We start from the raw sequence: 22,853 nt of genomic DNA, 5'->3' as shown, positions 1-22,853 counted from the left end.
CGGACTTATTTAGCCGTGTTTCTGGTGATCCTGCTTTCCAGCGGCAGATGCTGCCTTCTGATTTCTGACAATACTAATTCTGCCATACGGCGCGCACCGAACTCGTTGAAGTGCGTGCCGTCTTTTTGTCCGGCCGGGTAAAAAGGATGTTGCAGACTATCGAGGTACATGTAAAGGTCTTTGGATCGTTCGGGGCCGTATCGTTGCAGTAGCTGGCGGCTGAGGCTATCGAGATCGATCAGGCTTACTTGGGTAAGTTTGGCCACCTCGCGCATAGCGGCGGAATAATCTTTGTGGGTTTCCGGCACATTTCCCAACGAGTCGAAACGCATTCTGGTTACCGGCGTGATCAGGATCGGTGTGGCTTGTGCCTTCTTAGTGTCGTTGATAAAACGGGTAAGGTTGGTTTTATAATCGGCAACAGGGGTATAGCGATCTGTTTTTTCTTTGACTTCATCGTTGTGGCCGAATTGAATAAGTACGAAATCGCCCGCGTGCAGGTTATCGGTTATTTCTTTCCAGCGGCCTTCACTGATGAAAGTGCGGGTACTGCGGCCGCCGCGCGCTTTGTTTTCGACGGTCGCTGTTGAATCAAAGAAATCTGCAAAAGGCATTCCCCAGCCGGTGAGCGGATAGCGTGAGCGCGGATATTCGCATAGGGTTGAGTCGCCGGCGAGCCAGATGCGGATATTGCGGTCGGGTAGCATAAATGAAATGGAGAAAACGGCGATGAGAATAAGTGAGAGATAATTCAATCTGCGCATCATGATGAAAGTTATGTTTGATGAGGAACCTGAATTAAGGTATATGCCGGCCTGTTAAAAACTTAACCTATCGTTTTATGAAAGTAAAATTAAAAACTGTTAAGTTTACTTTAAGCGTTTAAAGTAAATTTAGCGCATAACTTATAATATTCTATTATAAAAACGGTCAAAAGCTACTGGCGCTTCAAACCCGCCTATTAACGATCTCTTAAAAGAGCTCCTTCTTTAAATTTTATTTAGAATTCTCCGGGAGGTTTGCATCCTAAACATCATTCGGATGAAACATTTCGTTACGGCTTTTATTTTCCTTCTCTGCTCAATATCCATCAAGGCGCAAACAGAAAAAGTAACGGTTTCCGGGCAAATTCGTGAGAACTCTTCAAAGAAAGGGATTCCGCTGGCAAACGTCCTGCTGAAAAAAGACAGCGCCGTTGTACAGGCAACAATAAGCGGAGAAGATGGCCGATTCGTGTTGAACGATCTTACACCCGGTAACTATTTACTGGCAATATCGGCAACAGGTTACGAACCTTCGACACAAAAAGTACTAGCCGGCACGCTCAATGCATTTCTGGACCTCGGCAACATCGAGCTGATTATTCAGCCTTCAACAATGGCCGAAGTTGTTGTCAATTCCAGCGGATCCGGCAATACAAAAATTGAAAAACAGACTTATTCGGTCACCAATAACGTGACCCAAGCCGGCGGCTCATTATTGCAGGCCATGAAAAACCTTCCCGGCATCACCATCGACCCGGATGGTAAACTCCAATTGAGAGGCAGCGATAAAGTGACTATTCTCATCGATGGAAAACAAACCGCACTCACGGGATTCGGTAACCAGGCGGGGCTCGATAATATTCCTGCTTCCGCGATCGAAAGAATAGAAATCATCAACAATCCGTCGGCTAAATATGATGCGAACGGCGCCGCAGGTATCATCAATATTATTTATAAAAAAAACCGGCAAGCAGGCTGGAACGGAAAGATCGGACTGACCACAGGCCTTGGTGCTTTATGGCAGAAAAAAGAAAACCTCCCCGGTATAAGACCACAGTATCAACGCACGCCAAAATATAATCCGACACTTTCACTTAACTATCGCAAAAACGATCTCAACTTCTTTTTACAGGGAGACTGGCTCTATACCAAAACATTGAACAAAAATGAATTTGTCGAGCGCGAATACGACAGCGGCGATTTTATCCGTCATCAGATTAAACGCAACCGCATCACCACCGTTGCAACCGCCAAGACAGGCATCGACTGGACGGCCTCACAAAAAAACAATTTCAGCCTGTCAGCGCTGGCAAGCCGTGAGCAAATAAAAGACTATGGTGATATTCCCTATTTCAACAAAGACAATTCCCAACAACGAAGATTATGGCAATTCTTTGAAGACGAGCTGGTCACCGCCGTTACGGTCTCCGGATCGTGGCAACATAAATTCAGGCAACCCGGACACTTACTAAACGCGGGTGTTAACTATACCTACGACCGGGAAAATGAAAAATACTTTCTTACGAATACCATGCCTGCCTACACAGGCCGGGATACATTTAAACTCATCGCCGATCAACATGTCCTTGATGCATTCATCGATTATGTACGACCGTTGAAACATGGACGCATCGAAGCCGGCGCCAAATTCCGTAACCGCAACATTCCAACTAATATGCGCTTCCTGCCTGGTATCAACTCTCCGCTCGACGTAAATGCAGGCGGATGGGCAGAATACCGTGAAATCATTCCCGCCCTATATAGCAATTATATTTATGAAAGTAACAGCTGGGAAGCCGAAGCGGGCTTAAGACTGGAATATGTCCGTTTGCGTTACCTCGTTAACCCTGATCACAATACTTATTCAAGTGATGGCTATAATTACCTGCAACCATTTCCCAATGTGCGCATTGCTTACAAGGTGAGTGATCGCGATAAGCTTTCTCTATATTACAACCGTCGCGTTGACCGCCCGGACGAAGGCGATATACGCATTTTCCCCAAATATGATGATCCGGAAATACTGAAAGTGGGCAACCCCGGGTTGCGGCCGCAATTCACTCAAACCATGGAAGCCGGATATAAAATGACGCGCGACCGATCATCTTTCTATACCGCCTTGTATTTCCGCTCGATCAAAAATACCATTACAAGAATCGGAACACTGGTGCCCGGAGATCCGATCGTTTACAATATTTTCCAGAATGCAGGTAAAAGTTATAACTATGGAATCGAAACAAGCTGGCAGCAGCAACTAAGCAAAAAAATTGCTTTAAACTTTAACGGCAATATTTATAAAAATGTGATCGATGCCTTTACGGTTGAAAATAAATATCCGGTACCGACTGGTTATGCTGCCGGTAAACAGGATTTTGTTTCCGGCAATATTAAAATGAACCTGCTGATGAAACTGTCGGAATTTTCAGAGTTGCAACTGTCGGCGATATACCTGGCGCCGGATATCATTCCCCAGGGAAAAATCCAAAGCAGGTTTTCGATTGATGCCGGTTTCAGAAAACAATGGAAAAAAGTAGAGATATTTGCCAATATTACCGATATCCTGAACACCTACCGGATAAAGAAAAGAATAACCGGCGACGGATTCAGGCTAACAAGTACGGATTATTATGAAACGCAGGTTTTCCGCATTGGTTATAACTACAAATTCTGATTAATTTTATCAGTGCATGAAATTACTTCTCGTAGAAGATGAAACGGATCTGCTGACCGAAATGGAAGAGTATCTTTCTCAGCAGGATTACCGTTGTGAGAAAGCCTCGACCTTTGCCACCGCCGAAGAAAAGATCAGTCTTTATGACTACGAATGCATTGTGCTCGACATCAGCCTGCCCGATGGCAACGGACTTCGTCTGCTTGACCTGATACGAAAACACCATCCCTCCACAGGAATATTGATCGTGTCGGCAAAGGATTCCTTGCGTGATAAACTGGAAGGCCTGAATCTTGGTGCCGACGACTACATCACCAAGCCTTTTCACTTGGAAGAACTAAATGCACGTGTCAATGCCTTGATCAGAAGAAAAGTATTCAAAGGCAACGCACGCATTGATGTTGACGGGCTTTGCATTTTAACAGAAGCACAGGAAGTATATTATGAGGACAGGCTTATCAACGTTACCCGGAAAGAATACCAGTTGCTGCTGTATTTTGTTATCAATCAAAACCGGGTGGTAAGCCGTCAGTCGATCGCTGAGCACATATGGGGAGATCATTTTGACCTGGCAGATAACTACGACAGTGTTTACGTCCACGTAAATAACCTGCGCAAAAAAATACAGATCGCCACAGGAAAGGACCTGATCAAATCTGTATATGGTGTTGGCTATAAATGGATGCGTGCATCCTGATAAATTATTATGAAACTACTTCACCGGAGCATTGCCATACAATTACCCGTAATCCTGCTGATCCTGTGCATTACTGGAACAGTATTGTATTTTGGCTTGCGCAAGGAAGTTACCAGCGAAATGAACGAACAGTTGGAGTTGGAAGCGGAGCTGGTATTTGAAGAGTTAACAGCCGGACGCCCGGTGCATCATCCCTCCATCCAGATCGACAAAATAGCAGCATTGCCTGCACGAAAAAGTTATACCGGCGACACTTTGATCTATGATTTTCTTCAAAAGAAACAGGAAGGTTATCATTACCTCGCTAGCCACAAAACGATCGGCAACCAGCATTACCGCGTCAAGGTGATGACTACTTACATTGGCTGGGGAAATTATTTTAAAAACATTCTGCTTGTATTTATCCTAACGGCTGTATTGCTTGCTGCTGCAGGAATTGTCGTCAGTTATTACCTGAACAGACGTCTGTGGAAACCGTTCTTTTATAACCTGGAGCAATTACGTTCGTTTTCGGTGAGTCAACCCAATCCCATCCATCTTCAGCGGTCGGATGTACAGGAGTTTTCCGACATGCAGCACTCATTGAAAGAACTGGCAGACCGCAGCCAGCAAGAATACATTGCGCTTCGTGAATTCACCGAAAATGCCTCCCATGAAATTCAAACACCACTGAGTATTGTCCGTGTAAAGCTCGATAAGATGAGCCAGATGGATATTCCGGAGGAAATGGCCAGCTATATAGAACAGGCAAACGCAGGCATTGATCGCTTGTCAAAACTCAATAAGAACCTTCTTCTACTCGCGCGAATCGATAACAATGCTTTTGCTGATAAAATAAAGTTGCGACTGGACACTGCACTCGAACAGCTTACCGAACAATTAACCGAATTGTTTGAATCGAAAAAACTAGTCGTGAAAAAAAATACAACGCCAGTAACGGTCAATGCCAGCGCCTATCTGTGTGAGGTACTTCTCTCAAATCTTTTATCGAATGCATTCAAATATGCAGAGACCGGAAGTACTATTTCTATTCAGCTCAACGAACACAAACTACGAATCAGCAATCCAGGCAAACCGTTGACCATCGACAATTCCAAAATATTTCAACGTTTTATTAAGGGTAATCCGAACGCCAGTGGCGCAGGCCTTGGATTGGCAATTGTTCAACAGATATGCAAACTCGAAAGCTGGAAAATTGATTACACATATGTTGGTGGACAACACGAGTTTGAGGTGATTTTCGGAAACTAAAAAAGGGGGTTTTTCCCCGCCTTTTACTTGAAGAAACTGTTTTTACTTTGGTGTACAATTAAATTTTATGACACCTTATCTTAATCTTTCAGGATCATCCGGCGTAGTCGCTTATGAAATTGGTACCGACTATATCCGCGTGCAGTTCCGCGGTGCTGACATCTACATTTACAATCACAGCAGACCAGGTCGTATACATGTCGAAAACATGAAACAGTTAGCCATGAGCGGACGCGGACTTGGCACTTACATCAACCAACATGTAAGAACTTTGTATGCACATAAATTATGACTAAATCCATTGCTGCTCCTTCACTGTCAGTTCGCTTTCTACCTCACCGGTATGCTGTGTCTGCTTCGGCTCAAACAGCATATTGAAAACAATCTCGCCGTTCGTACGCGGCCGGTGCTCTACTCCTTTCGGTACAATAAGGATCTCGCCTTCTTTCACTTCCACCGTATGATCATCGCGAAAATCCATGATCAGCGTTCCCCTGAAGACCATGAATAATTCATCTTCGTGCTCATGGCTATGCCACACAAACTCGTCTGTCAGTTTGCAAAGCTTGACGTACTGACCATTGAGTTCGCCAATGATATGTGGCGTCCAGGTACTGTCGAATAACGAAAATTTTTCAGCGATGTTGATCGGTTGAGGAAGCATAAGCGTTGGTTAAGAAAGCAAAGGTAATCTGTAGCGATAAAATCGGTAAATTAGTTGCCACAGAAAATCATAATCCATGACCCTTACAGCTCCTATCGAAATAAAATCCAGCAGAAAGAAGTTGGTTTTTGCATTGATTACCTCCATCGTATTTGTAGCCATCGGCGCCTGGATGCTGGTGGCCGAACCTTTAACCGATAATATCATCTTCGGCAACCCGACGTTTGTGCTGGTTACGGGTGCCACCTGTGTTGCCTTTTTTGGCCTGATGGCGATCATCCTGATTAACCGTCTGAATAAACCGCTGAAAGGGTTGATCATTACTACTGAAGGCATAGAAGATCATTCAAGCGTCACGGCTGCCGGGTTTGTTCCCTGGACGGATGTAAGAGGAATAAGAGATACCAGGGTTTTCAACCAGCAATTCATTGTGGTAGTGGTACATAATCCGCAGGAATACATCGACCGGCAGGGTAATTTTTTCAAGCGTAAATCTGCCCAATCCAATTTCAAAATGTACGGTTCACCGGTAATCATTTCCGCCACCTCGCTGACCAGTAAATTCGAAGACCTCAAACGGCTTTTGCAGGAGCAGCATTATCAATTCAAAAACCGTCACGCGCATTAACTCACTGCTGGCGGGCGCACCATTCTAATAGCTGCGGATAAAAGGAGGCAAGCGGTTTATCTTTATTTTCCCGGTAAAGTCTTAGTAACTCCTGGTTGAATTCGCGGAAGCGGATAAATCCACGCCGGTCAACCATCATGTCCTCCCGTTTGCCGATGACAAATGCCGCTGTGGCAGCGTCGTATACATCTTCCACATATACGCAGAACGCGGCATGCGTCATGTATTCATTGAACACGCTTACGGCATTTCCATAAAAATCTGTACTTGAAGTCCGGGTTGTCCAAATGTCTCTTTTTGAAAAAAGACTGTCGACCTTTTTCGCATACCTGTTAGTGGCAGGATTAACATAATTATGATCGATCTCTGTAAACACCACGCCTGAATAAAGTCCTTCCTTTTGCTTCTCACTCAATACTCTATTGGAATCATACCGCTCAGGACCGCAAACAAACATTACATTTTCACCAAACCTTACGTCGCCCTGCCAGGTGCTGTAACGCTGCGTGCTGTGCGAGCCACCGATCAGGGGTGAGAACACCACGCGATATGACTGGTATTTATTGTTAGGAAAGTTTTTCTCCAGCCATTGCCACATAGCGCGCATCGGCAACAACTTTTCAGCGCGTGCTGCCTGCTGATCATACCAGGATTTATTCTCTCGATAGAATTTTCTGAAATTGGACTTATTGGCAAAATCTTCCACCAGTGGTTTGAGCCTGCCAAACAGACTGCTGTCGGCCAGTTCATCGCCAAACACATAATAGTAAGGACCATTGTATAATAATTTCACTTTGCCCCTGGCGGCTTTTTCATCTATGTTAAAAGCAAAACTATTTTCTCTGAAATTGTAGTATTCCATTGCCACCACACTATCCGGAAAGTTCAACTGTTTAAATACCGGATGATTCATCCAAGGCTTAAAATAGTTGACAACACGCTGGTAATAATCACCTGTCTTGTAAGGGTCCTCCGAACGTTGGCCTGAGGGAGAAAGTGTCCAGATAATGTTAGCCAGTTCATACACCTCGGGGATATCATAGCGCACCTGGTCTTTATGTTTTACTATGTACTCGTTGGAAAAATGTGCCGTCCGGTAATTAAAATGAAAGCGAAGAGTAGTCTTTCCTTTCGGGGAAGCAAAGTTCAGGTAAATGTTATGCGCGTACGGTAAATTGTTGTGGTAGTTAACTTTCAGACTGTCATTGCCAAAATAAAAAACGACATACTCACCGGGATAGGCATCCGTACCCGGGCTGATCTTGTCTTTACGACTGGCCGTGAAAACGGACAACTTAGGCTCATCCTTGAATCTTATTTTGAAGGTATCATTCGGGCACCAATAAACTGCGGAAAGAGTGTCTTCGATATGTTGGGAAAAAACAGGCGTTAAAGCGAACAGCAAAGCCGTCAGCAAAAGCGGCTTTCTCATTTGGCGGTGGTTTTGATTACACTATTAACGAACGAATTCAGGAAAATAGTATGGTAAGGCGAACGGTGAAGGTCGGAGTTAAACAGTAAGTAAAACAGCCCTGGTTCGTGTATACACGAACCAGGAATTGGCGACTCACGATTGATGCCCCTTCGAGAGGCCGAAGTATCGGCCTCAGGGAGCAGCATTCATTTATTGCCTGTTCACATTTGTGTAATACCGCTAATTTATGCATCTGGAAAGTATGCGTACAATCCTGTTGTCAAGTTTATTGTTTATCAGCGGAATAGCTGAGGCACAACTTAACCTGCCCGAAGAGCCGCAGGCAATCGGCATGATTGCCAAAAGCGTATTGGGTGTTAAAAACAACAAAGTATTTATTTACAAAGAAAACGCAACGGCCTGGCAGTCGTACTTCGAACTTCCGTTTACGCCCGACTCCGGCACAACCAGGGTTGCCAGCGAGAAATCCGTGTCTTTTATAGTCGCAGACACTGTTTATTTTACCGATTTATCGGGAAGGAAAATCAACCAGCTCGCCAAGAACCAGCTGCTGCAGGATTTTCTGAAATCCGGGTTGCAGCAACTTTCATTTGAAGACGGAACTATGGGTTGTTTTCATCACGAAAGAAATGCCTTGTCTTATACTTTCAGAAACGGGCAATGGGCAAATCCGGAATTACAAAAAACCGGGCGTCAGCGCCTGCCCGATTGGAAAAGCACCATCGATCCGGCCACCGTGCAGGAATTTGTTGAAAGCCTGAATCGCATCATGCAACATCCTATCGACATCACCCTGAATGATCTCGGGTTTACAGAAGCTGATTACCGCGCGTATAAAAAGGAAATCAAAAAACAACGTGAGGCACAGACGTTCTTTTTTCCATTCCAGGAAAAGGATTTCGACCGTGTTTTACTCCTTATAGACTCGATCAAAACAATGCAGCCTGAAGCGCTGGCCAAAGCATTGGTGGCGGACGAAGGTATTTACAGTACCTCTTCCACCTGGAAAAGCATCATTATCACCAACCAGGCAAAACAAAAGATCACTATTCAGTATACAAACAGTACAGGATCCAACAGCTATTCGCCGTGGATTATTGATCTCAACGGTTATAGTTTCACGACCACGAGCATGGCAATTACCGGTTTTTTAAATGAAGTCTACCCCGGTTTTATCAATACCAGTGAAATGAAAATGGCTTTGATGACGAAGCTTGTCAGGAGCCTGTTGTGATGGTTAAATACGGGTTTACTTCCCCTTGGTTCGTGTATACACGAACCAAGGGATTGAAGGAGTATCAAGTGCCTTTGTTGGTCTTAAGACCAACAAAGGAGCAAAAGGCGGATCAAGGCAACCCATTCACGATTCACGATTGACGATTCACGCAGCGCGCCTCCGGGAAGCGCAGATACCTGGTGCTATTCTTCAATTAAAATACTAATACCGTTAAGAGGGTATTGGAAACTCCAATCATTTACCGCATTTTTAAGCAAAATTTCTACACAATGAAAAAGTTCCTGTTCCTCGCTTTTGCTGCTTTCGCTTTCGCAGCAGGCGTGGATGCCCAGACCCAGAATCTCAAGAAAGTAAGCGAACTCAAAATGCCGAAGACTGCGGACGACGATATGCCCGGTACACGCGGAGCAGCCGTGGTCTGGCACCCTGTTTATAAAAAATATTATGCTTCTTTCGCTGGCAACGTGGCTTTTCCCATGGGTATTTTCGATGCAACCGGTAAAAGAATAAGCGACGACGAACTCGTTACACAAGCCGATACCCGCGGACTCTGGTACAATCCCGCCACCAAAGAAATCTGGGGCAACGGCTATGATGAATTCGGCTGGTTTAAATACACAACCGATAACAAAGGCAATATTACAGAGGTAAGTAACGTACTCGAAGGTTCTTACCAGCCTAACCCGCAATGCGTCGGCACCTACGATCCTTCCGCCAAAAACGTACTCTTCCTGTCAGGCAGCACCGTTTATAAATATAACAACAAGGGAGAAGAAGCCGGTTCCGTGATCATCCGCTGGAACCGCACCAAAAAAGACGGTATCGACGAAGACCAGAGCACCGAGGAAACTCCGGAAGACTATAACAACGTATCCCTGATATTCACCGGCATCAAAGGACAGGAACTCGGCTTCCTCAATGTCACCAACAAAGAAGTGGAACTTTATGACGCCAAGACCGGCTTTCTCACAAAAAAACTCGCTTTTCCCGAGAATGCACCGGTTGAAATGATGTTTGGTTTCTCCTATGCCAATGGCATCTACTGGATATTCAACCAGGAACTGCGCAAGTGGGTTGGCTACAAATAATATTTTTTTCCGGACGGAAACAATAAGAGCGGTCGCCCATTGTGGCGACCGCTTCTTTTATAAAAAGTAAAGTAGATCTTTGAAAAATCCTACGTCAAACATCGCAGCCGTTTCCGAGACAAGCCTCTAACGACTGGTCGACCGCTACTTTATCTATATCCTGGTTGCCATACCGGCTGTTTAACCTTGTACTTATCTTTTATCGTCCGAATTGGTCGATGATCCGGTGAACGGATTCTTTTGATCCGAATTTTTGCAGAAATGGTTCATAGTAAACTGTCGTGACGGGCACAAAATCGACAGCGGCATTGCCTTCGGTCCACGCGCTTTTCAATGCGGTAAATACCGCCGGGTTTTCTTTTGGGAGCGCCAGCAATAATGCACGGATCTGCATTTGCAATTGAGGCGGAAGTCGATCAGCTACCAATGCCGGCCCCAAAGGAATGTCGGGTGATGTCCAGATGATTTCCAAAGCAGCGCGTTCTTTCTCCGACAGCCGGTCCCATTCTGCGCTTCCCATGCCCGCAATATCTGCCGAGTCCTGCAATAAATGCAACAAGGCAGTCCGGTGCGTACCCGCATAAGTAACGGAACTGAAAGACGCATCAGCATTTGCAATGCCGATGCTGTTAAAAGCCAGCCTCGGTACGAGGTTGCCGGATGTAGAGGCAGGAAAAACAAGACTGAGTTTCAGGTTACTGCAATGAGACGATAGTTGTTGCCATTTGCCGGTCAACGAAGCACGCTTCGCAACGATCAGCGTTTTATAGCTGTTCTTTGCAGAATCAGGCGCCCACAAAGCGGCGACGGCAGTCATCGGATAAGGCGTTGTTCCCGTTTCAAGTAAAAGAAATCCGAATGTATTGATGAACGCGATATCCACTTCACTTTTTTGAATAGCCTCGGTCAATGATGGCACATTGAGGTATGTTTTCACCTCCGTTGGCCTACCCGTTTGCTGGGTGATATAAGCAGCGAGTGGTTCGAGGTTCTGAACACGTGAATTGGTTGAATACTGGTAAGTAGCGATCCGGAGTGGTTGTGCCGTTGCTGTGACAGCAATAAAGAATAGCAGAGCAAGGGAAATTTTCACAGATAAAACGTTGAGCGTTACTAATGGCAGGTAAACAAATATAATACAATGCTGGTAAACGGCACAACGTTTAACATTTAGTGCCCATTAGGTGCCGTCGACTAAAGGAGGAAAAAGTCGACGAATGATGGTGTTTTTCTCTTGACTTCTGGCTGTTGAGCAGGCTATATTTGCTTTATGGAAAAAATGAGCAGAGACGGAATGCAATTGATCGGCATTGCATTACCACATAAAACATTCAATGCAAACGGACAATCGGCCATTGATTGCGGAAATCATTGGATGGCATTTGAAAAAGAAAATGTATTCAACCGCATTCCCGGCAAGGTAAACAACAATGTATACGCGGTGTATTATGATTACGACGGTGATCATACGCAACCTTACCGCTACTTTATCGGATGCGCTGTTGCACCAGGTACAGCAGTGCCGGAAGGACTTGATGCGTTGGAAATTCCGGGAGGAGAATTTGTGAAATTGACGGCAAAAGGTGTGATGCCGGATTGTGTGGGCGCTGCCTGGCAAAATATCTGGCAAAGCGATCTCCAACGAGCCTATCGTTTCGACTTCGAACAATATGACGAAAGAAGTGCCGACTGGCAGCAGGTAGAGGTAGATATTTTTCTTTCGGTGTGAGGCTCTCCGGGAACCAGAGGGAACACAGGAAATTGATTATTCACGAGTGCCTTATTCACGATTCACTATTGACGATTCATGCTCGCGGCAGCCTCGTAAAAAAAAGAGGCTGCCCCTGTGAAGGAGCAGCCTCTAAACCAGTCTGCAGATTACTAATCTTTGAGTAACCGTACAGACTCCGATTTTCCATCTTTTCTGATCACCTGTAAGAGGTAAATGCCTTTTACAAGTGGTTTATTGAAAATAAGCTGAACCGGTGCAGCTGTTTGTTGCTTGAAATCTTTACGCATCACGATCGCACCGGAAAGAGAAATAACCTGCACGCTTTCCACGGGCGTTGCACTCACGATGTTGACCAATCCCTGTACGGGATTCGGATAAACTCTCAATGGAGTCGTTCTATCACAGACAACCTGCTGTGATACCACGTCGCTGTAACGGTGTGTATCGTCACGGTCGGTCATTTTCAGCCGGTAAAACCATTTCCCCGCGCTGGCCTTCTCATCGCGAAAGCGATAGATGCGCACAGAACTGTTGAATCCGGCACGGCCTATCTTTTCAAAGGTGATGCCGTCAGCACTTCTTTCGATGTCGAAATGAGAGAAGTTCTCCGCATGGGCAATTTCCCAGGCCAGGTCAACAGCGCAAGGTACTTGTTGCGCAACGAAGCGTTCGAGTGTGATCGGTAATGTGATGACCGGCGTCACCGTGAAATTGACCTGAGCAGTGGAGTAACATCCCTGGTCATTGGTAACAGTCAGCGTATAGGTAGTGGTACCAATGCCCGATGACAAAGGTGTAGCATTCGCGATATACGGATTGTTTACCCGTGTGGATGGTGTCCAGCTATAAGTATAGTTACCTGCACCCGGATTTACCTGCGGCTGGAATGCCGGTGGTGTTGCACCGATCGGTATAGTAATCGGAGGAATACTTACTACTGGTGCGGGAGTAGCAGATGCACCTACCACTGCCTGGCTGGTAGCAAAGCAACCGTTCAGATCCGTAGCTGTCAGGGTATAAGTCATGTTGCCGGTCACCTGGTTAATAGTGGTTGTAGCGGCAAAAGGATTAGCCAGGCCGGTTGCCGGCGACCAGGAATAGCTGATATTCTGTACCGGCGTTACGCCGATGGTTGCACTTGCATTGGCACACACAGTTTGCACAGCCATAGACGGCAGTGTCAGTTGTCTGGTATTGATGATAACAGAAGACGTACTGGTACAACCGGCTATTGTTTGAGAAATGGTAAATGTGAAGCTCTTCGCTGCATCAGCAGCAGCAGGAGTAAAGACCGGTTGTGTTGCTGTTGTACTGGACAGTGAACCGGCGGAAATTGCAGGCGTTACGGTCCAGGTAACAGTTCCGGCATTGGAAGGATCACCAAGTATAATAGAACTACCTACGCATACCACTGCGTTGCTTCCGGCTTTCGGAGCCACTATTGTCGGAGTAAGCGTTTTCGAAGCGGTAGCGGTACAACCATTGGCATCTCGTGCAGTCAGTGTATAGGTTGTCGGAACAGTCGGGTTACTGCGCACAGTTGATGTCAGTGATGTTGGTGTAGTAACGAGCGCAGTTGGTGACCATGCATAAGTACTCGCGCCGGTTACGGTAACACCGGTTCCCAGATTGTAAAGAGCGCCGGAGGGACAGATCACATCATCTGACATCGTGATCTGCGGAGCGTTGACAATTACCGTTACGCTACCCGTTTTTGTACAGGCTATGGCACCACCCGCATCATGGTAGGTAGCCACTACGGTGTAAGTAGTTGTGGCGACAGGGTTTACTTCAGGCTGTGCAACGGTAGTACTGCTGAGTCCGGTAGCCGGAGACCAGCTATACGTAACACCCGGCAATGCAGGCAGACCAATTTCAGCACTTGATCCGAGGCAGATCGTTCTGTCGGTCATCGCCGGTAAGACCGGAGACTCATCGATAATGATATGAACAGTTGAATCTTTCGTACAACCTGTTTCAGTATCTGTAACAGTCAGTGTGAAATCCTGTGACACAGCAACCAGCACCTGTGGTTCAGCAGAAGTAGCAGAGGTACCGTTTTGATAAGCTGCAGCCGCAGGTGTCCATGAATAAGTATAGCCGGCAAGTGCAGGTGACCCCAATTGTATTACGGCGGCGGAGCAGGAGGTCCAGTCACTGCCCGGATTATTAATGATCGGCTTGATCATAACAGTAGCAGTGTCTTTCGTAGTACATCCGCTGAGATCATCTGTTACCGTTACAAAATAGCTGGTAGTCTGTGTTGGTGTTACAGTCGGATTGGAAACCGTCTGTTGCGCACTTCCCGCACCATTCCACAGATAGCTGTAACCGGCTACGGCTGTTGCGCCAATAGAAACCGGAGTGGCCGCACAAACAGAAACATCTTGTGCACTGAAGACCGGACGTGACCAGGATGGACCATTCACATGAATGACCTCGGAGCAGGTGATCGCCGGGTTATCAACATTTGTAATGGTTAACGTAATATCTCTTTCGATTCCATCAGTAAGAGATATTGTTTCGCCGGTATTGGCAGAAATACCACCAGCGGGTGAAGCAGACCAGGCATAGGTCCAGCGGTTGGCCGGAAGACCACGGGGTACTGCACGAAGCTTCACTTCACCGAATGCGGTGGAAGGGCATCCTTGTTCGGCTTCCACATCGATACGCACGATGGGGCAACCGGGTTCTGCGCCGCAGTCGCCTACAACCACTTCATCGCTGCAGGTAGCGCCGAGATAAGAAACGCTCAGACGATAAGTAGTAGGTGCGCCAACAGATGCCGATACCGTGGTCATTGCCTGGTTGGTGGGACCGGTGATCGTACCAGGGCCGGAAACTTTTTCCCACAGGTAAACTTTACCGGTAACATTGGGAATGAGATCGGGAGTACCAACAGTACGCGGACCGCAGTAATTTTCACCCGCATCAACAGCGAGTACAGACACAACTACTTCATCCACGAAGGCACACTGACCTTTCGTAGCAGTGAGCTGGTAGGTGAAAGAATTAGGATTTGGCAATTCACTGCCGGCATTAAATGTGGTAGTGCTTGCAGAAATATTAGTCAGGTAATTACCCGGAGCCCAGGTAAAAGTAAACCCTGTTTCATTGGCACTTCCCAGTGTAAGTGTTCCGCCTTTGCAAACGGCCTGATCGGCTCCTGCAAAGTCAGGCACTACGGGAGGATCGACAACGTTTACGGTTATCTGATCGGTGGTTGTACAGGTGCCTCCGCCAGAAACGGGAACCGTCATGCTCAGGGTATAAACCGTGCTTACGGTCGGAGATGCCAGTGGTTGAGCCACGGTCGGATCGTCGAGGCCGGTTGCGGGACTCCATGAATATGTACACCAGCCAGACCCGCAGGAGGCAAGGTACCGATACGCACCGGTTTACCACCGCAACTTGCAGTAGTGGCAGGACCTGCATCAGCCGCATAAGCATTCACGATGGCCTGGCCAACCTGCTGACAACCTTTGTTATCGGTCACGACCACAGAATAAACACTGCTCGCAGTGGGAGTAACACTGATGGATGAGGTGGTGCCGAGACCGGTTTGCCAATTGTAAGTATATGGAGCTTCGCCACCGGTAACGTTGGCTGCAATGGTAATTGCTGTACCGGCACAGGTGGAGTAAACATCACTTGCAATAGCCGGCGCCTGATCGGCACTGACGATAACGGCGGCTACATCAGAAGTACTCACAGGATCGTCGCCGCATCCCAGCGGAGGCAACACGACACGGCGATAGTAGCGGCTTGCAGCACCAGCAGTCGGTGTATAATCTTTTTGGGTTCCCAGACCAGGGATATTCGTCCACGGACCAGTTGGATTATCACTAACCTGCCACTGATAACGGGCGGGAATTTCCATCTGGTAAATAGCTGCGCCGTTTCTGTAAAGAACAGGGAACTGATCTGAAGAGGCGGCTACTTTGTTACCGGTTAATAGTTGCGTAAAGCCTTCCGCACAAACCGGTTGGGTTAATGGCCCGACCGTATTCTCTGTTGGCATAGGAGGACAAAAACGGAACTGCATCAGTGAGACATCGGCGGAGTTTGCACTCGTATTGCCCACTACGGTTTGCGGTATCGTTACCGTAGCACCGGCAGAAGTAAGGGCACCGGAAACATAAAGCACATTGTTTCTTGCCGCTAAATGGTTAGCCGTTCCGCCATTGGGCGTACTGGCTCCGGTAAACCGGTAAGTACCGAACACAAAACGTCCGGTAGTGGTAAACGCAGCTATATAAGAACTGGAATTGGCAAGCCTGGTAGAGCCGTCTGTTGTTACACCATTCGCGACGTTAAGTGTCGGGATCGCGATATACACTTTGTCGTTGTCCACTGCGAGCTGTGATCCTGATGAGTTCAGAAAATTTCTGACGGTAAAAAACCTTGTAGCAAACAGTGTGCTGCCATTGTGAGCATCGATCTTTATAAGATACGCACCACCGGTTGTCCCATCGGTCACATTCACACGGGGTTCACTCAAAAAACCAGAGGTTATCATATACAGTGATCCGTTGTCATAGACCATACAAGGGTTATCAGTTCCTGCTGCTACTCCAGCCTGATGACTGCTATAGATTACCTCGCCATTGGCACCAAATTTTGTCAGCACATGCAAAATCGGCGAGCCGGCAAAAGAACTTCCATCCGTAACCGGATAATCGGCAGAAGTGCTGGCACCATATAAAAATAATTCTCCGTTAAGTGCGGCCACTACGGGTATAGACTCATCCGCAGCGCCACCATATAGCAAACGATACACAGGATTACCGGAGTTGTCTAGTTTTACAACACCATAATCACTCGCTCCTTTTACGGTACTTCCGTTTGTGGTGGTAAAATTGTTATCAGCCGCTATCACTCTTACCAGGTAAGCATTGCTATTGTCAGCAGCCAGCACTGCTTCCGTTGCAGTAGCAGATCTTCCTGTATAGCTGGTATATATTATGGTACCCGAAACATCTAGTCTTTGTACCACCTGATCAAAGCCTGATCCGGTGAAACTGCTTCCATTTGTTGTTTCTATGTCGGTAGAAGTAGTGGTATAAGTAACGTACACATTGCCATTGGACACTTTCATATCCAGTCCGGCATTTTCAACGCCGCTGCCACCGAGGTAAGCAGTATTAACCACCGCACCATTCGATGCATCCACGCGTGCATAGATCGCATCCGATCCGCCACCGGCGCCGACAGATCCGTTGGTGGTCACAATGTTGGTGGCCGTAGTAGTACCGAGCAGGTATAACATACCATTGCGGTATTCCATCTTACGATATTCCAGCGAAGTAGTGTTGGGCGTACCTTGCGGCATATAACGCGCCCATACGATGTCACCATCGATGTTCATCTTAATAAGCAGCGCTTTACGTGCTGTGCCGGTGGGAGCGGCACCGGTAGTAACCGCGAAATTGTTGGCCGTGGTAGCCATCAGTTGATAGCTATTGCCGGCTTCGTCGGTCACCAGCGCGTTCGAAATGTCCGCTCCGGCCAGGTTAATGGTCCGGCTGTTGTGCACATAACCTTGTGCCGCAACTGTCAGGATTCCCGAGCCGCCAAGCAACAGGAGAAAGACGACGATCAGTCGTTTCCAGAGAGTGTAGTTTTTTTTCATCAATAGGGATTTTTGTCTTTATACAGGATAAAAGGAACGACGGTAACGAACAGCGTCACCGATAAATGGACGGGCTGATAAGGCAAGCCCTTATTTACATAGCAAAGGAGGAAAAACAGAGTGTAGTCGCAAGGAGAATGCTTGCAGGAAAAGCAGTTGGTTTTGGCTCATAACAAGATATTACGGATAAATAATTTCGGTTGGTTTCACAGGTATCGGTCAGGCCGGATATTCACTATACTGACCGTGTGCAAGTACGCGATATTTGATGGGGCTTTTTGTAGAAATGCAGCTACAAGTTTACCCTTGCTTTCTTTTTTTAATCAGCATTACGCCGCATGTAGTATTATTGCACTGATTTCCTTGCATCCTATTCCAATTCCTAAACTGCTCTCGTCCGATGAACCCTAAAATTCTCATTGCCGATGACCATGTTGTAGTCCGGCTTGGTCTCGAAATGCTGATCCGCAACAATTCACAGCTTTCTATACAAATAGAACACGCCACTTCAGGTGATATCGCCTTTTCGTTTTTGAAACAACAGGAATTCGACATGCTTATCATGGATATGAACATGCCCGGATTGAATGGTCTCGCGCTATTAGAAAAGGCTATCAAGCTTCAACCCCTGCTGAAGATCCTGGTGCTGAGCGTAAACCCACAAGAATATTTTGCACCCAAGTGTCATCAGCTCGGTGCCTATGGATTCATTTCAAAAAATTCCGGAGACGAAGAGTTGAAAAAAGCGATTCTCTCCATCATGAACGGCCACCCTTATTTCCCCGGTTACATCAGGCAGACAGACGGCAACAATACCCCCGCCGGCAACGACATGCTGAAACAGTTGTCTACCCGCGAACTCGACGTGACCATGTTGTTACTACAGGGAAAAGGCACATTGGAAATTGCCGCCGCACTGACCATCAGCCCTTCTACGGCCAGCACATTTAAAGGACGAATTTTTAAAAAACTGCGTATTACATCGTTGTTGGAGCTCGATGGTCTGGCACGCCGTCATGGCCTGGTAGCACATTCAGCTTAACAATACAAACTGCTCCCGGATTATTGGACCTGATCGTTATGGCCGCTCCGATTTTGTTTAACAGATCCTGCATGATCAGACTGCCATTTCCATTGTCACCCGGCAGCCGTTCGGTATCGTGAAAAGCTTTGATCGCTTCTGCGGAAAACCCGGTTCCTGTATCCGATACACAAATGGTAACCCCTTCAGCAGTTTCTTCCGCTGACAGCCGGATCGTTCCTTTCCGCGTATGCTTACAGGCATTGTCCAGCAGATTGCGGATAATCGCGGAAAGAATATTTTTATCTGTGCTTACAGAAAAATCAGCGTCCGCAACTTCCAGTTTATTGCCACTCAACTCAGCTATCGGCCCATACAGTTCGCTTGACTCTTCGAAAAGCTCGCGAATAGAAAACTCTGATACCGTTATTTTAAAATCTTTGTGCTGACTACCCGCCCACGTAAAGAACCGTTGAGTAAAATCATTCAATGAGGCCGTGCTTACTTCCAGCAGCGAAAGGTATTGTGCCATTTCTTCTGTTGGCATTTCCGTATGGCGGCGTGCCATTGTACTCAGCATCGTATGCATAAAGCGTATCGGCGATCGCAGATCATGCAACAGTAAAGTATTCACCATGTCTTTTGTACGGTTACTCTGCAAAAGCTCCGCTTCTGAAACCTGCAGGCGTGAAACCGTATCCGCCAGGTTTTGGGTCTGCTGCCGTATCACTTCTTCCAGCCGTTTATTGCGCCGTATCAATAATCGTATTCTTATCCTTATCACAAGCAGCACCAACAGGATCAGCAAGGCCAGCACAAGCAGGTAAAACGACCAGGTCTGAAAGAAAGAACGCTTAACAGAAAAACGAAATGTCAACATATCTACTGCTGTCGTTCCTGTCATTTTCTTTATCTGCACCTCGTAGTTGCCGGCAGGCAGCAGGTTTAATTGAACCTGTCCGTCATCGGGTAATGGCAGCCACGCATTGTCGATGTCTTTCACACGATACACAATGCGAAGATTTTCCCGGTTGCCAAAATAAGGACTGCTCACCCGCAACGAAAAACGGCGATAACCTGAAGACAGTTCCGGCTTGTGATCGGCCGCAAAATCTATAACCGAATCATCGAGCCTTATTTCATCTATATAAATTTTATTGGAAGGAATGTCTGCCGGCAATGTCAACGGATCAAATTGTACTAATCCTTCTATCGATGGAAGCGATAGCCATCCGTTGTTAAGCCAAACATAGGAAGGCGTTGATCCGCCATTGAATTCATTCGTACGCAGGCCGTCGGCAACATTATACAAATAGAAATAAGGATCTTCTTTTTTTCCGCGTGCATAATCAAGCAGCGCCTTTCTTTCCACTTTGAAAAGCCCGTTATTGGTCGGCATCCAGAAAAATCCTTTGCCGTCGTCAATGAAGGCATGCACCGTCCGCATGGCAGTGAATTGCGGAACCGGTACTGGTTGCACTTTCCCTTTTTCATATAAATAAAAACCTGCCCCATAAGTGGAGACCCATACTTCGCCTTCAGGCCCCGGCACCACGGCTCTTATAGTAAAGGAGTCCAATATGGTCCGGAAAATTTTGTTCCGGGTATAGTCATACCATTTCAATCCATATTGCGTAGCCAGCAGAAATGTATCCCGCCCATATTGGACCGAAGACATAATATTAGCTGGCCGTGGTATGTTGCGGCTGTCAACTATTTCATCTTCCCGGATTTTCAGCAATACACCACCGGTTGTTACCAGCAGCGTTGTTGTGTCATATTTATCTGTATAAATAGAGGAAGCCCGCGTATCCAGATCGGAAACCTTTGTGTCTTTGCCTGTATGAATATCATAATGTCGCAACACCGCATTTTCCCCATAATAAAGAAACCGGTCATTCAGCAGGCACACCGAAGCGCCCGGGCGATGTGCCAGATGTAACCGGCGATAGCTTTCGCTTTCCCTATTATACAAATAGCGTTCACAGATCAGTTCATCCTTGCGTGTAACGGCCTGCGCGAAGAAGCCTTCGTCCCGTGCATTGTCCGCCATTTGCAGATATTGAAATCCCGGTGCCGGAATAATATACAGACCCGATATCAGCGAACCGATGTAATATTTTCGTTGCTGGGGATGATAATAAACGGTATTGATGGCAGGAATCGCCAGTTTCTGCAAGGCAATCCTGCTGATGATGGTATCGTTTTCGAGCCGCACAGCATATAAAGTAGTTCCGGCATATACATAATGCTGTTGATTCTTACTGGTACAGATAAATTTTCCCTGCTGAAAATTTTTATCTGCCGCCAGCGGACCTTCCAGCCTGATTTTTTTTTGTACCACTTTTCCGCCGTACCACAGTTTCCATTGACGGGGATTCTTAAGCGAAATAAAATATTCACCAAACATAAGCCAGCGGCTGTTCCAGAATTCGGGTTCAGTATAAATCAGTTCTCCGGTTCCGTCATGCCCGTAGTAAAGATTCCTGTCGATTACCGTGTACGATTGCCCGGACAAACCGGAAAATGCCAGCGAATAGGACAATGAGGAATGCTGATTATTCTGCCGTGGTTTGGCGTTTGCTTCCGGTGGCAGATCCGCAACCACCCGAGGTGTGGACGCCCGGGTATGGTCATCCGATTTTATCGAAAGTAATTGACCGACACCGGTAACAATAAAAACACGCTGCTGGCTATCGGTAACGGCATTGCGCATACGTTCGGTTGTGAGACCGGGTATATTACGCGCATCGAATGTTTTGAAATTTTTTCCGTCGAAACGGACGAGTCCCATCTCCGTACTCAACCAGCAATAGCCCTGTTGATCAAAATTGATATTGCTTACGCTGTTTTGCGGAAGCCCGTTTTCTGTATTGAAATGAGTGATGCGGCGATCTCTGCTTTGTGCAAACGACAGTAAGGGAAAAAAAAATAAAAGTGGCCAGCAAAGCCTTTTCATATGGCTATGCCATCGGATTGCTCCGGGAAAAACGGATGTTGCACGATTGTTTGTCAATTAAGCCATTCATTAAAAACTAAGCCTGCCGGAAAGTAATTCGTCTAGTGCTGCGTTCCATCCTGTTGCACCTGCTCTGCCGTCATTCCCAATACTGCGGGTGTTTGTATACCCAACAATCCTAAATACACGTACAGTTGTCCGCGGTGATGCACTTCGTGTTCTGTCATCAGGCGCAGCCACTTCCAGGATGGCAAGGCATGCCCACCAGGACCCGCGCACATTTTTTTCAGTGCTTCCCCCTCTATTCCCGCGATCACTTCTTTTGTCTGCCGGTGCATTTCATCGAAGTATAGCAACAGTGATGGCAGATCAGCCGCCAGTTCGGGGCCGCAACCCTTGTAGGCATTGGGGCGTCCCGCGGCTACTTCAGCAAATAAATATCTTGAGATCGCGGCGATATGACGGACCTGATCGCCTAACGTGAATTTTCCAGATGCATAGGCCCATTCGAGCCTGTCGGCAGGTATAATTGACACTAATTTACGTGTACGTAACCGTATTTTATCGAAATAAGGAAGAAAAGATGCAACAGATGTTATTTCCATACAGCTCGTTTATGTCGCCGACGTTCCTGTCAGCGGATAAGTAAAATGAATAACGTCCTCGGGTAAGCCGCCTGTTTTCTGATAAAAATTCAGCGCATGCTGATCTGGACGGTCTGCCTGTACGAAGACTTCCCGGTAGCCCTGTTGACGGCAATACTCCTGCACGGCCTTCATCAGTTGTGTACCAATGCCCTTTCGTTGCAGTTCTTCGGATACAGCCAGGTCGTATACATACACTTCCGCTGAAGTAAAATAGACCGAGTGCAGAACATGCGCGGTCAATCCGCCCACAATCTTTTCCTCCTCCTCCGCAACAATAAAAATTATGCCCGGGTTTGTCAATAAAGTATCGAGGTATTCTGCCGGAGGAACAGCGAAAGGCTTCATTTCAAAAACCTGTTCATATAGTTTTATCAGGCCGGACAATCGCGGCCGGTCATGCCGGGCAAGCTTGATGATATTCATAGTA

The 22,853-nt window shown here is 46.8% G+C and carries 18 protein-coding genes; 9 read left to right on the top strand and 9 right to left on the bottom strand.

The window, feature by feature from the left end; translation table 11 throughout:
* Positions 1–5: 5 nt before the first annotated feature.
* Positions 6–767, bottom strand: a complete 762-nt coding sequence (locus H608_RS0118485; protein WP_028788988.1) for a rhamnogalacturonan acetylesterase — start codon at positions 765–767, stop codon at positions 6–8.
* Positions 768–1,041: 274 nt separating this feature from the next.
* On the opposite strand from H608_RS0118485, the gene H608_RS0118480 reads away from it, so the two are divergent.
* The 4 genes from H608_RS0118480 (at position 1,042) to H608_RS0118465 (ending at position 5,675) form a co-directional block, all read left to right on the top strand.
* The gene (locus H608_RS0118480) at positions 1,042–3,435 is read left to right on the top strand and encodes a TonB-dependent receptor domain-containing protein (protein ID WP_038009089.1); all 2,394 of its coding nucleotides are present in this window, start codon (positions 1,042–1,044) and stop codon (positions 3,433–3,435) included.
* Positions 3,436–3,451: 16 nt separating this feature from the next.
* Positions 3,452–4,132: a response regulator transcription factor gene (locus H608_RS0118475; RefSeq protein ID WP_028788986.1), complete on the top strand. Its 681-nt coding sequence runs from the start codon at positions 3,452–3,454 to the stop codon at positions 4,130–4,132.
* Between the two features lie 9 nt (positions 4,133–4,141).
* Positions 4,142–5,383 (top strand): PorY family sensor histidine kinase, encoded by a 1,242-nt coding sequence (gene porY / locus H608_RS0118470; RefSeq protein WP_028788985.1) that lies wholly within the window; start codon positions 4,142–4,144, stop codon positions 5,381–5,383.
* Between the two features lie 67 nt (positions 5,384–5,450).
* Entirely contained in the window at positions 5,451–5,675 is a 225-nt protein-coding gene (locus H608_RS0118465) for a hypothetical protein (RefSeq protein WP_028788984.1), read from the top strand.
* Here H608_RS0118465 and H608_RS0118460 read toward each other — a convergent pair whose 3' ends face one another.
* Complete coding sequence (locus tag H608_RS0118460; RefSeq protein ID WP_028788983.1) at positions 5,676–6,047, bottom strand: cupin domain-containing protein; 372 nt, start codon at positions 6,045–6,047, stop codon at positions 5,676–5,678.
* Positions 6,048–6,123: 76 nt separating this feature from the next.
* Between H608_RS0118460 and H608_RS0118455 the strand changes: the two genes are divergently transcribed.
* On the top strand, positions 6,124–6,675 hold the full coding sequence (locus tag H608_RS0118455; protein ID WP_028788982.1) for an STM3941 family protein: 552 nt from the start codon (positions 6,124–6,126) through the stop codon (positions 6,673–6,675).
* Position 6,676: 1 nt separating this feature from the next.
* Here the strand turns inward: H608_RS0118455 and H608_RS0118450 are convergent, their stop codons facing one another.
* Positions 6,677–8,107 carry a DUF4932 domain-containing protein gene (locus H608_RS0118450; RefSeq protein ID WP_028788981.1) on the bottom strand — a complete coding sequence of 477 codons (1,431 nt, stop codon included), beginning with the start codon at positions 8,105–8,107 and terminating at the stop codon, positions 6,677–6,679.
* Positions 8,108–8,351: 244 nt separating this feature from the next.
* On the opposite strand from H608_RS0118450, the gene H608_RS0118445 reads away from it, so the two are divergent.
* Positions 8,352–9,344, top strand: coding sequence for a hypothetical protein (locus tag H608_RS0118445; RefSeq protein ID WP_155990248.1), 993 nt, complete (start codon positions 8,352–8,354; stop codon positions 9,342–9,344).
* Positions 9,345–9,616: 272 nt separating this feature from the next.
* Positions 9,617–10,435 carry a hypothetical protein gene (locus H608_RS0118435; protein ID WP_028788979.1) on the top strand — a complete coding sequence of 273 codons (819 nt, stop codon included), beginning with the start codon at positions 9,617–9,619 and terminating at the stop codon, positions 10,433–10,435.
* A gap of 199 nt (positions 10,436–10,634) precedes the next feature.
* Here H608_RS0118435 and H608_RS0118430 read toward each other — a convergent pair whose 3' ends face one another.
* The gene (locus H608_RS0118430) at positions 10,635–11,528 is read right to left on the bottom strand and encodes a phosphate/phosphite/phosphonate ABC transporter substrate-binding protein (protein WP_028788978.1); all 894 of its coding nucleotides are present in this window, start codon (positions 11,526–11,528) and stop codon (positions 10,635–10,637) included.
* Between the two features lie 177 nt (positions 11,529–11,705).
* Between H608_RS0118430 and H608_RS0118425 the strand changes: the two genes are divergently transcribed.
* Complete coding sequence (locus H608_RS0118425; protein WP_051268458.1) at positions 11,706–12,164, top strand: GyrI-like domain-containing protein; 459 nt, start codon at positions 11,706–11,708, stop codon at positions 12,162–12,164.
* A gap of 152 nt (positions 12,165–12,316) precedes the next feature.
* On the opposite strand, the gene H608_RS0118420 is transcribed toward H608_RS0118425, so the two are convergent.
* Positions 12,317–15,427 carry a T9SS type A sorting domain-containing protein gene (locus tag H608_RS0118420; RefSeq protein ID WP_028788976.1) on the bottom strand — a complete coding sequence of 1,037 codons (3,111 nt, stop codon included), beginning with the start codon at positions 15,425–15,427 and terminating at the stop codon, positions 12,317–12,319.
* A 20-nt stretch (positions 15,428–15,447) separates the two neighbouring features.
* On the bottom strand, positions 15,448–17,799 hold the full coding sequence (locus H608_RS0118415; protein ID WP_028788975.1) for an autotransporter outer membrane beta-barrel domain-containing protein: 2,352 nt from the start codon (positions 17,797–17,799) through the stop codon (positions 15,448–15,450).
* A 400-nt stretch (positions 17,800–18,199) separates the two neighbouring features.
* Here H608_RS0118415 and H608_RS0118410 point away from each other — a divergent pair, with 400 nt between their 5' ends.
* Positions 18,200–18,841, top strand: coding sequence for a response regulator (locus tag H608_RS0118410; RefSeq protein ID WP_028788974.1), 642 nt, complete (start codon positions 18,200–18,202; stop codon positions 18,839–18,841).
* Here the strand turns inward: H608_RS0118410 and H608_RS0118405 are convergent.
* From H608_RS0118405 to H608_RS0118395, 3 genes are all read right to left on the bottom strand, one after another.
* A complete protein-coding gene (locus H608_RS0118405) occupies positions 18,777–21,779 on the bottom strand; it encodes a sensor histidine kinase (RefSeq protein WP_028788973.1) in 3,003 nt (1,000 codons plus the stop codon). The two genes, H608_RS0118410 and H608_RS0118405, sit on opposite strands and share 65 nt — an antisense overlap.
* A 101-nt stretch (positions 21,780–21,880) precedes the next feature.
* Positions 21,881–22,384, bottom strand: coding sequence for a DinB family protein (locus H608_RS0118400; RefSeq protein ID WP_028788972.1), 504 nt, complete (start codon positions 22,382–22,384; stop codon positions 21,881–21,883).
* A gap of 9 nt (positions 22,385–22,393) precedes the next feature.
* Complete coding sequence (locus H608_RS0118395; protein ID WP_028788971.1) at positions 22,394–22,849, bottom strand: GNAT family N-acetyltransferase; 456 nt, start codon at positions 22,847–22,849, stop codon at positions 22,394–22,396.
* Positions 22,850–22,853 lie beyond the last annotated feature (4 nt).

It is taken from the genome of Terrimonas ferruginea DSM 30193 (assembly GCF_000425585.1).
Classification (GTDB): Bacteria; Bacteroidota; Bacteroidia; order Chitinophagales; family Chitinophagaceae; genus Terrimonas; species Terrimonas ferruginea.
This window is presented reverse-complemented; position numbering and strand designations above follow the sequence as displayed.

Excerpts from the sequence above, each read along its gene's own strand:
- porY (WP_028788985.1), top strand. The coding sequence starts at position 4,142 with ATGAAACTACTTCACCGGAGCATTGCCATACAATTACCCGTAATCCTG.
- H608_RS0118485 (WP_028788988.1), bottom strand. The coding sequence starts at position 767 with ATGATGCGCAGATTGAATTATCTCTCACTTATTCTCATCGCCGTTTTC.
- H608_RS0118415 (WP_028788975.1), bottom strand. The coding sequence starts at position 17,799 with ATGAAAAAAAACTACACTCTCTGGAAACGACTGATCGTCGTCTTTCTC.
- H608_RS0118475 (WP_028788986.1), top strand. The coding sequence starts at position 3,452 with ATGAAATTACTTCTCGTAGAAGATGAAACGGATCTGCTGACCGAAATG.
- H608_RS0118410 (WP_028788974.1), top strand. The coding sequence starts at position 18,200 with ATGAACCCTAAAATTCTCATTGCCGATGACCATGTTGTAGTCCGGCTT.
- H608_RS0118425 (WP_051268458.1), top strand. The coding sequence starts at position 11,706 with ATGGAAAAAATGAGCAGAGACGGAATGCAATTGATCGGCATTGCATTA.
- H608_RS0118455 (WP_028788982.1), top strand. The coding sequence starts at position 6,124 with ATGACCCTTACAGCTCCTATCGAAATAAAATCCAGCAGAAAGAAGTTG.
- H608_RS0118450 (WP_028788981.1), bottom strand. The coding sequence starts at position 8,107 with ATGAGAAAGCCGCTTTTGCTGACGGCTTTGCTGTTCGCTTTAACGCCT.
- H608_RS0118460 (WP_028788983.1), bottom strand. The coding sequence starts at position 6,047 with ATGCTTCCTCAACCGATCAACATCGCTGAAAAATTTTCGTTATTCGAC.
- H608_RS0118405 (WP_028788973.1), bottom strand. The coding sequence starts at position 21,779 with ATGAAAAGGCTTTGCTGGCCACTTTTATTTTTTTTTCCCTTACTGTCG.
- H608_RS0118445 (WP_155990248.1), top strand. The coding sequence starts at position 8,352 with ATGCGTACAATCCTGTTGTCAAGTTTATTGTTTATCAGCGGAATAGCT.
- H608_RS0118395 (WP_028788971.1), bottom strand. The coding sequence starts at position 22,849 with ATGAATATCATCAAGCTTGCCCGGCATGACCGGCCGCGATTGTCCGGC.
- H608_RS0118420 (WP_028788976.1), bottom strand. The coding sequence starts at position 15,427 with ATGACGGTTCCCGTTTCTGGCGGAGGCACCTGTACAACCACCGATCAG.
- H608_RS0118435 (WP_028788979.1), top strand. The coding sequence starts at position 9,617 with ATGAAAAAGTTCCTGTTCCTCGCTTTTGCTGCTTTCGCTTTCGCAGCA.
- H608_RS0118465 (WP_028788984.1), top strand. The coding sequence starts at position 5,451 with ATGACACCTTATCTTAATCTTTCAGGATCATCCGGCGTAGTCGCTTAT.
- H608_RS0118480 (WP_038009089.1), top strand. The coding sequence starts at position 1,042 with ATGAAACATTTCGTTACGGCTTTTATTTTCCTTCTCTGCTCAATATCC.
- H608_RS0118400 (WP_028788972.1), bottom strand. The coding sequence starts at position 22,384 with ATGGAAATAACATCTGTTGCATCTTTTCTTCCTTATTTCGATAAAATA.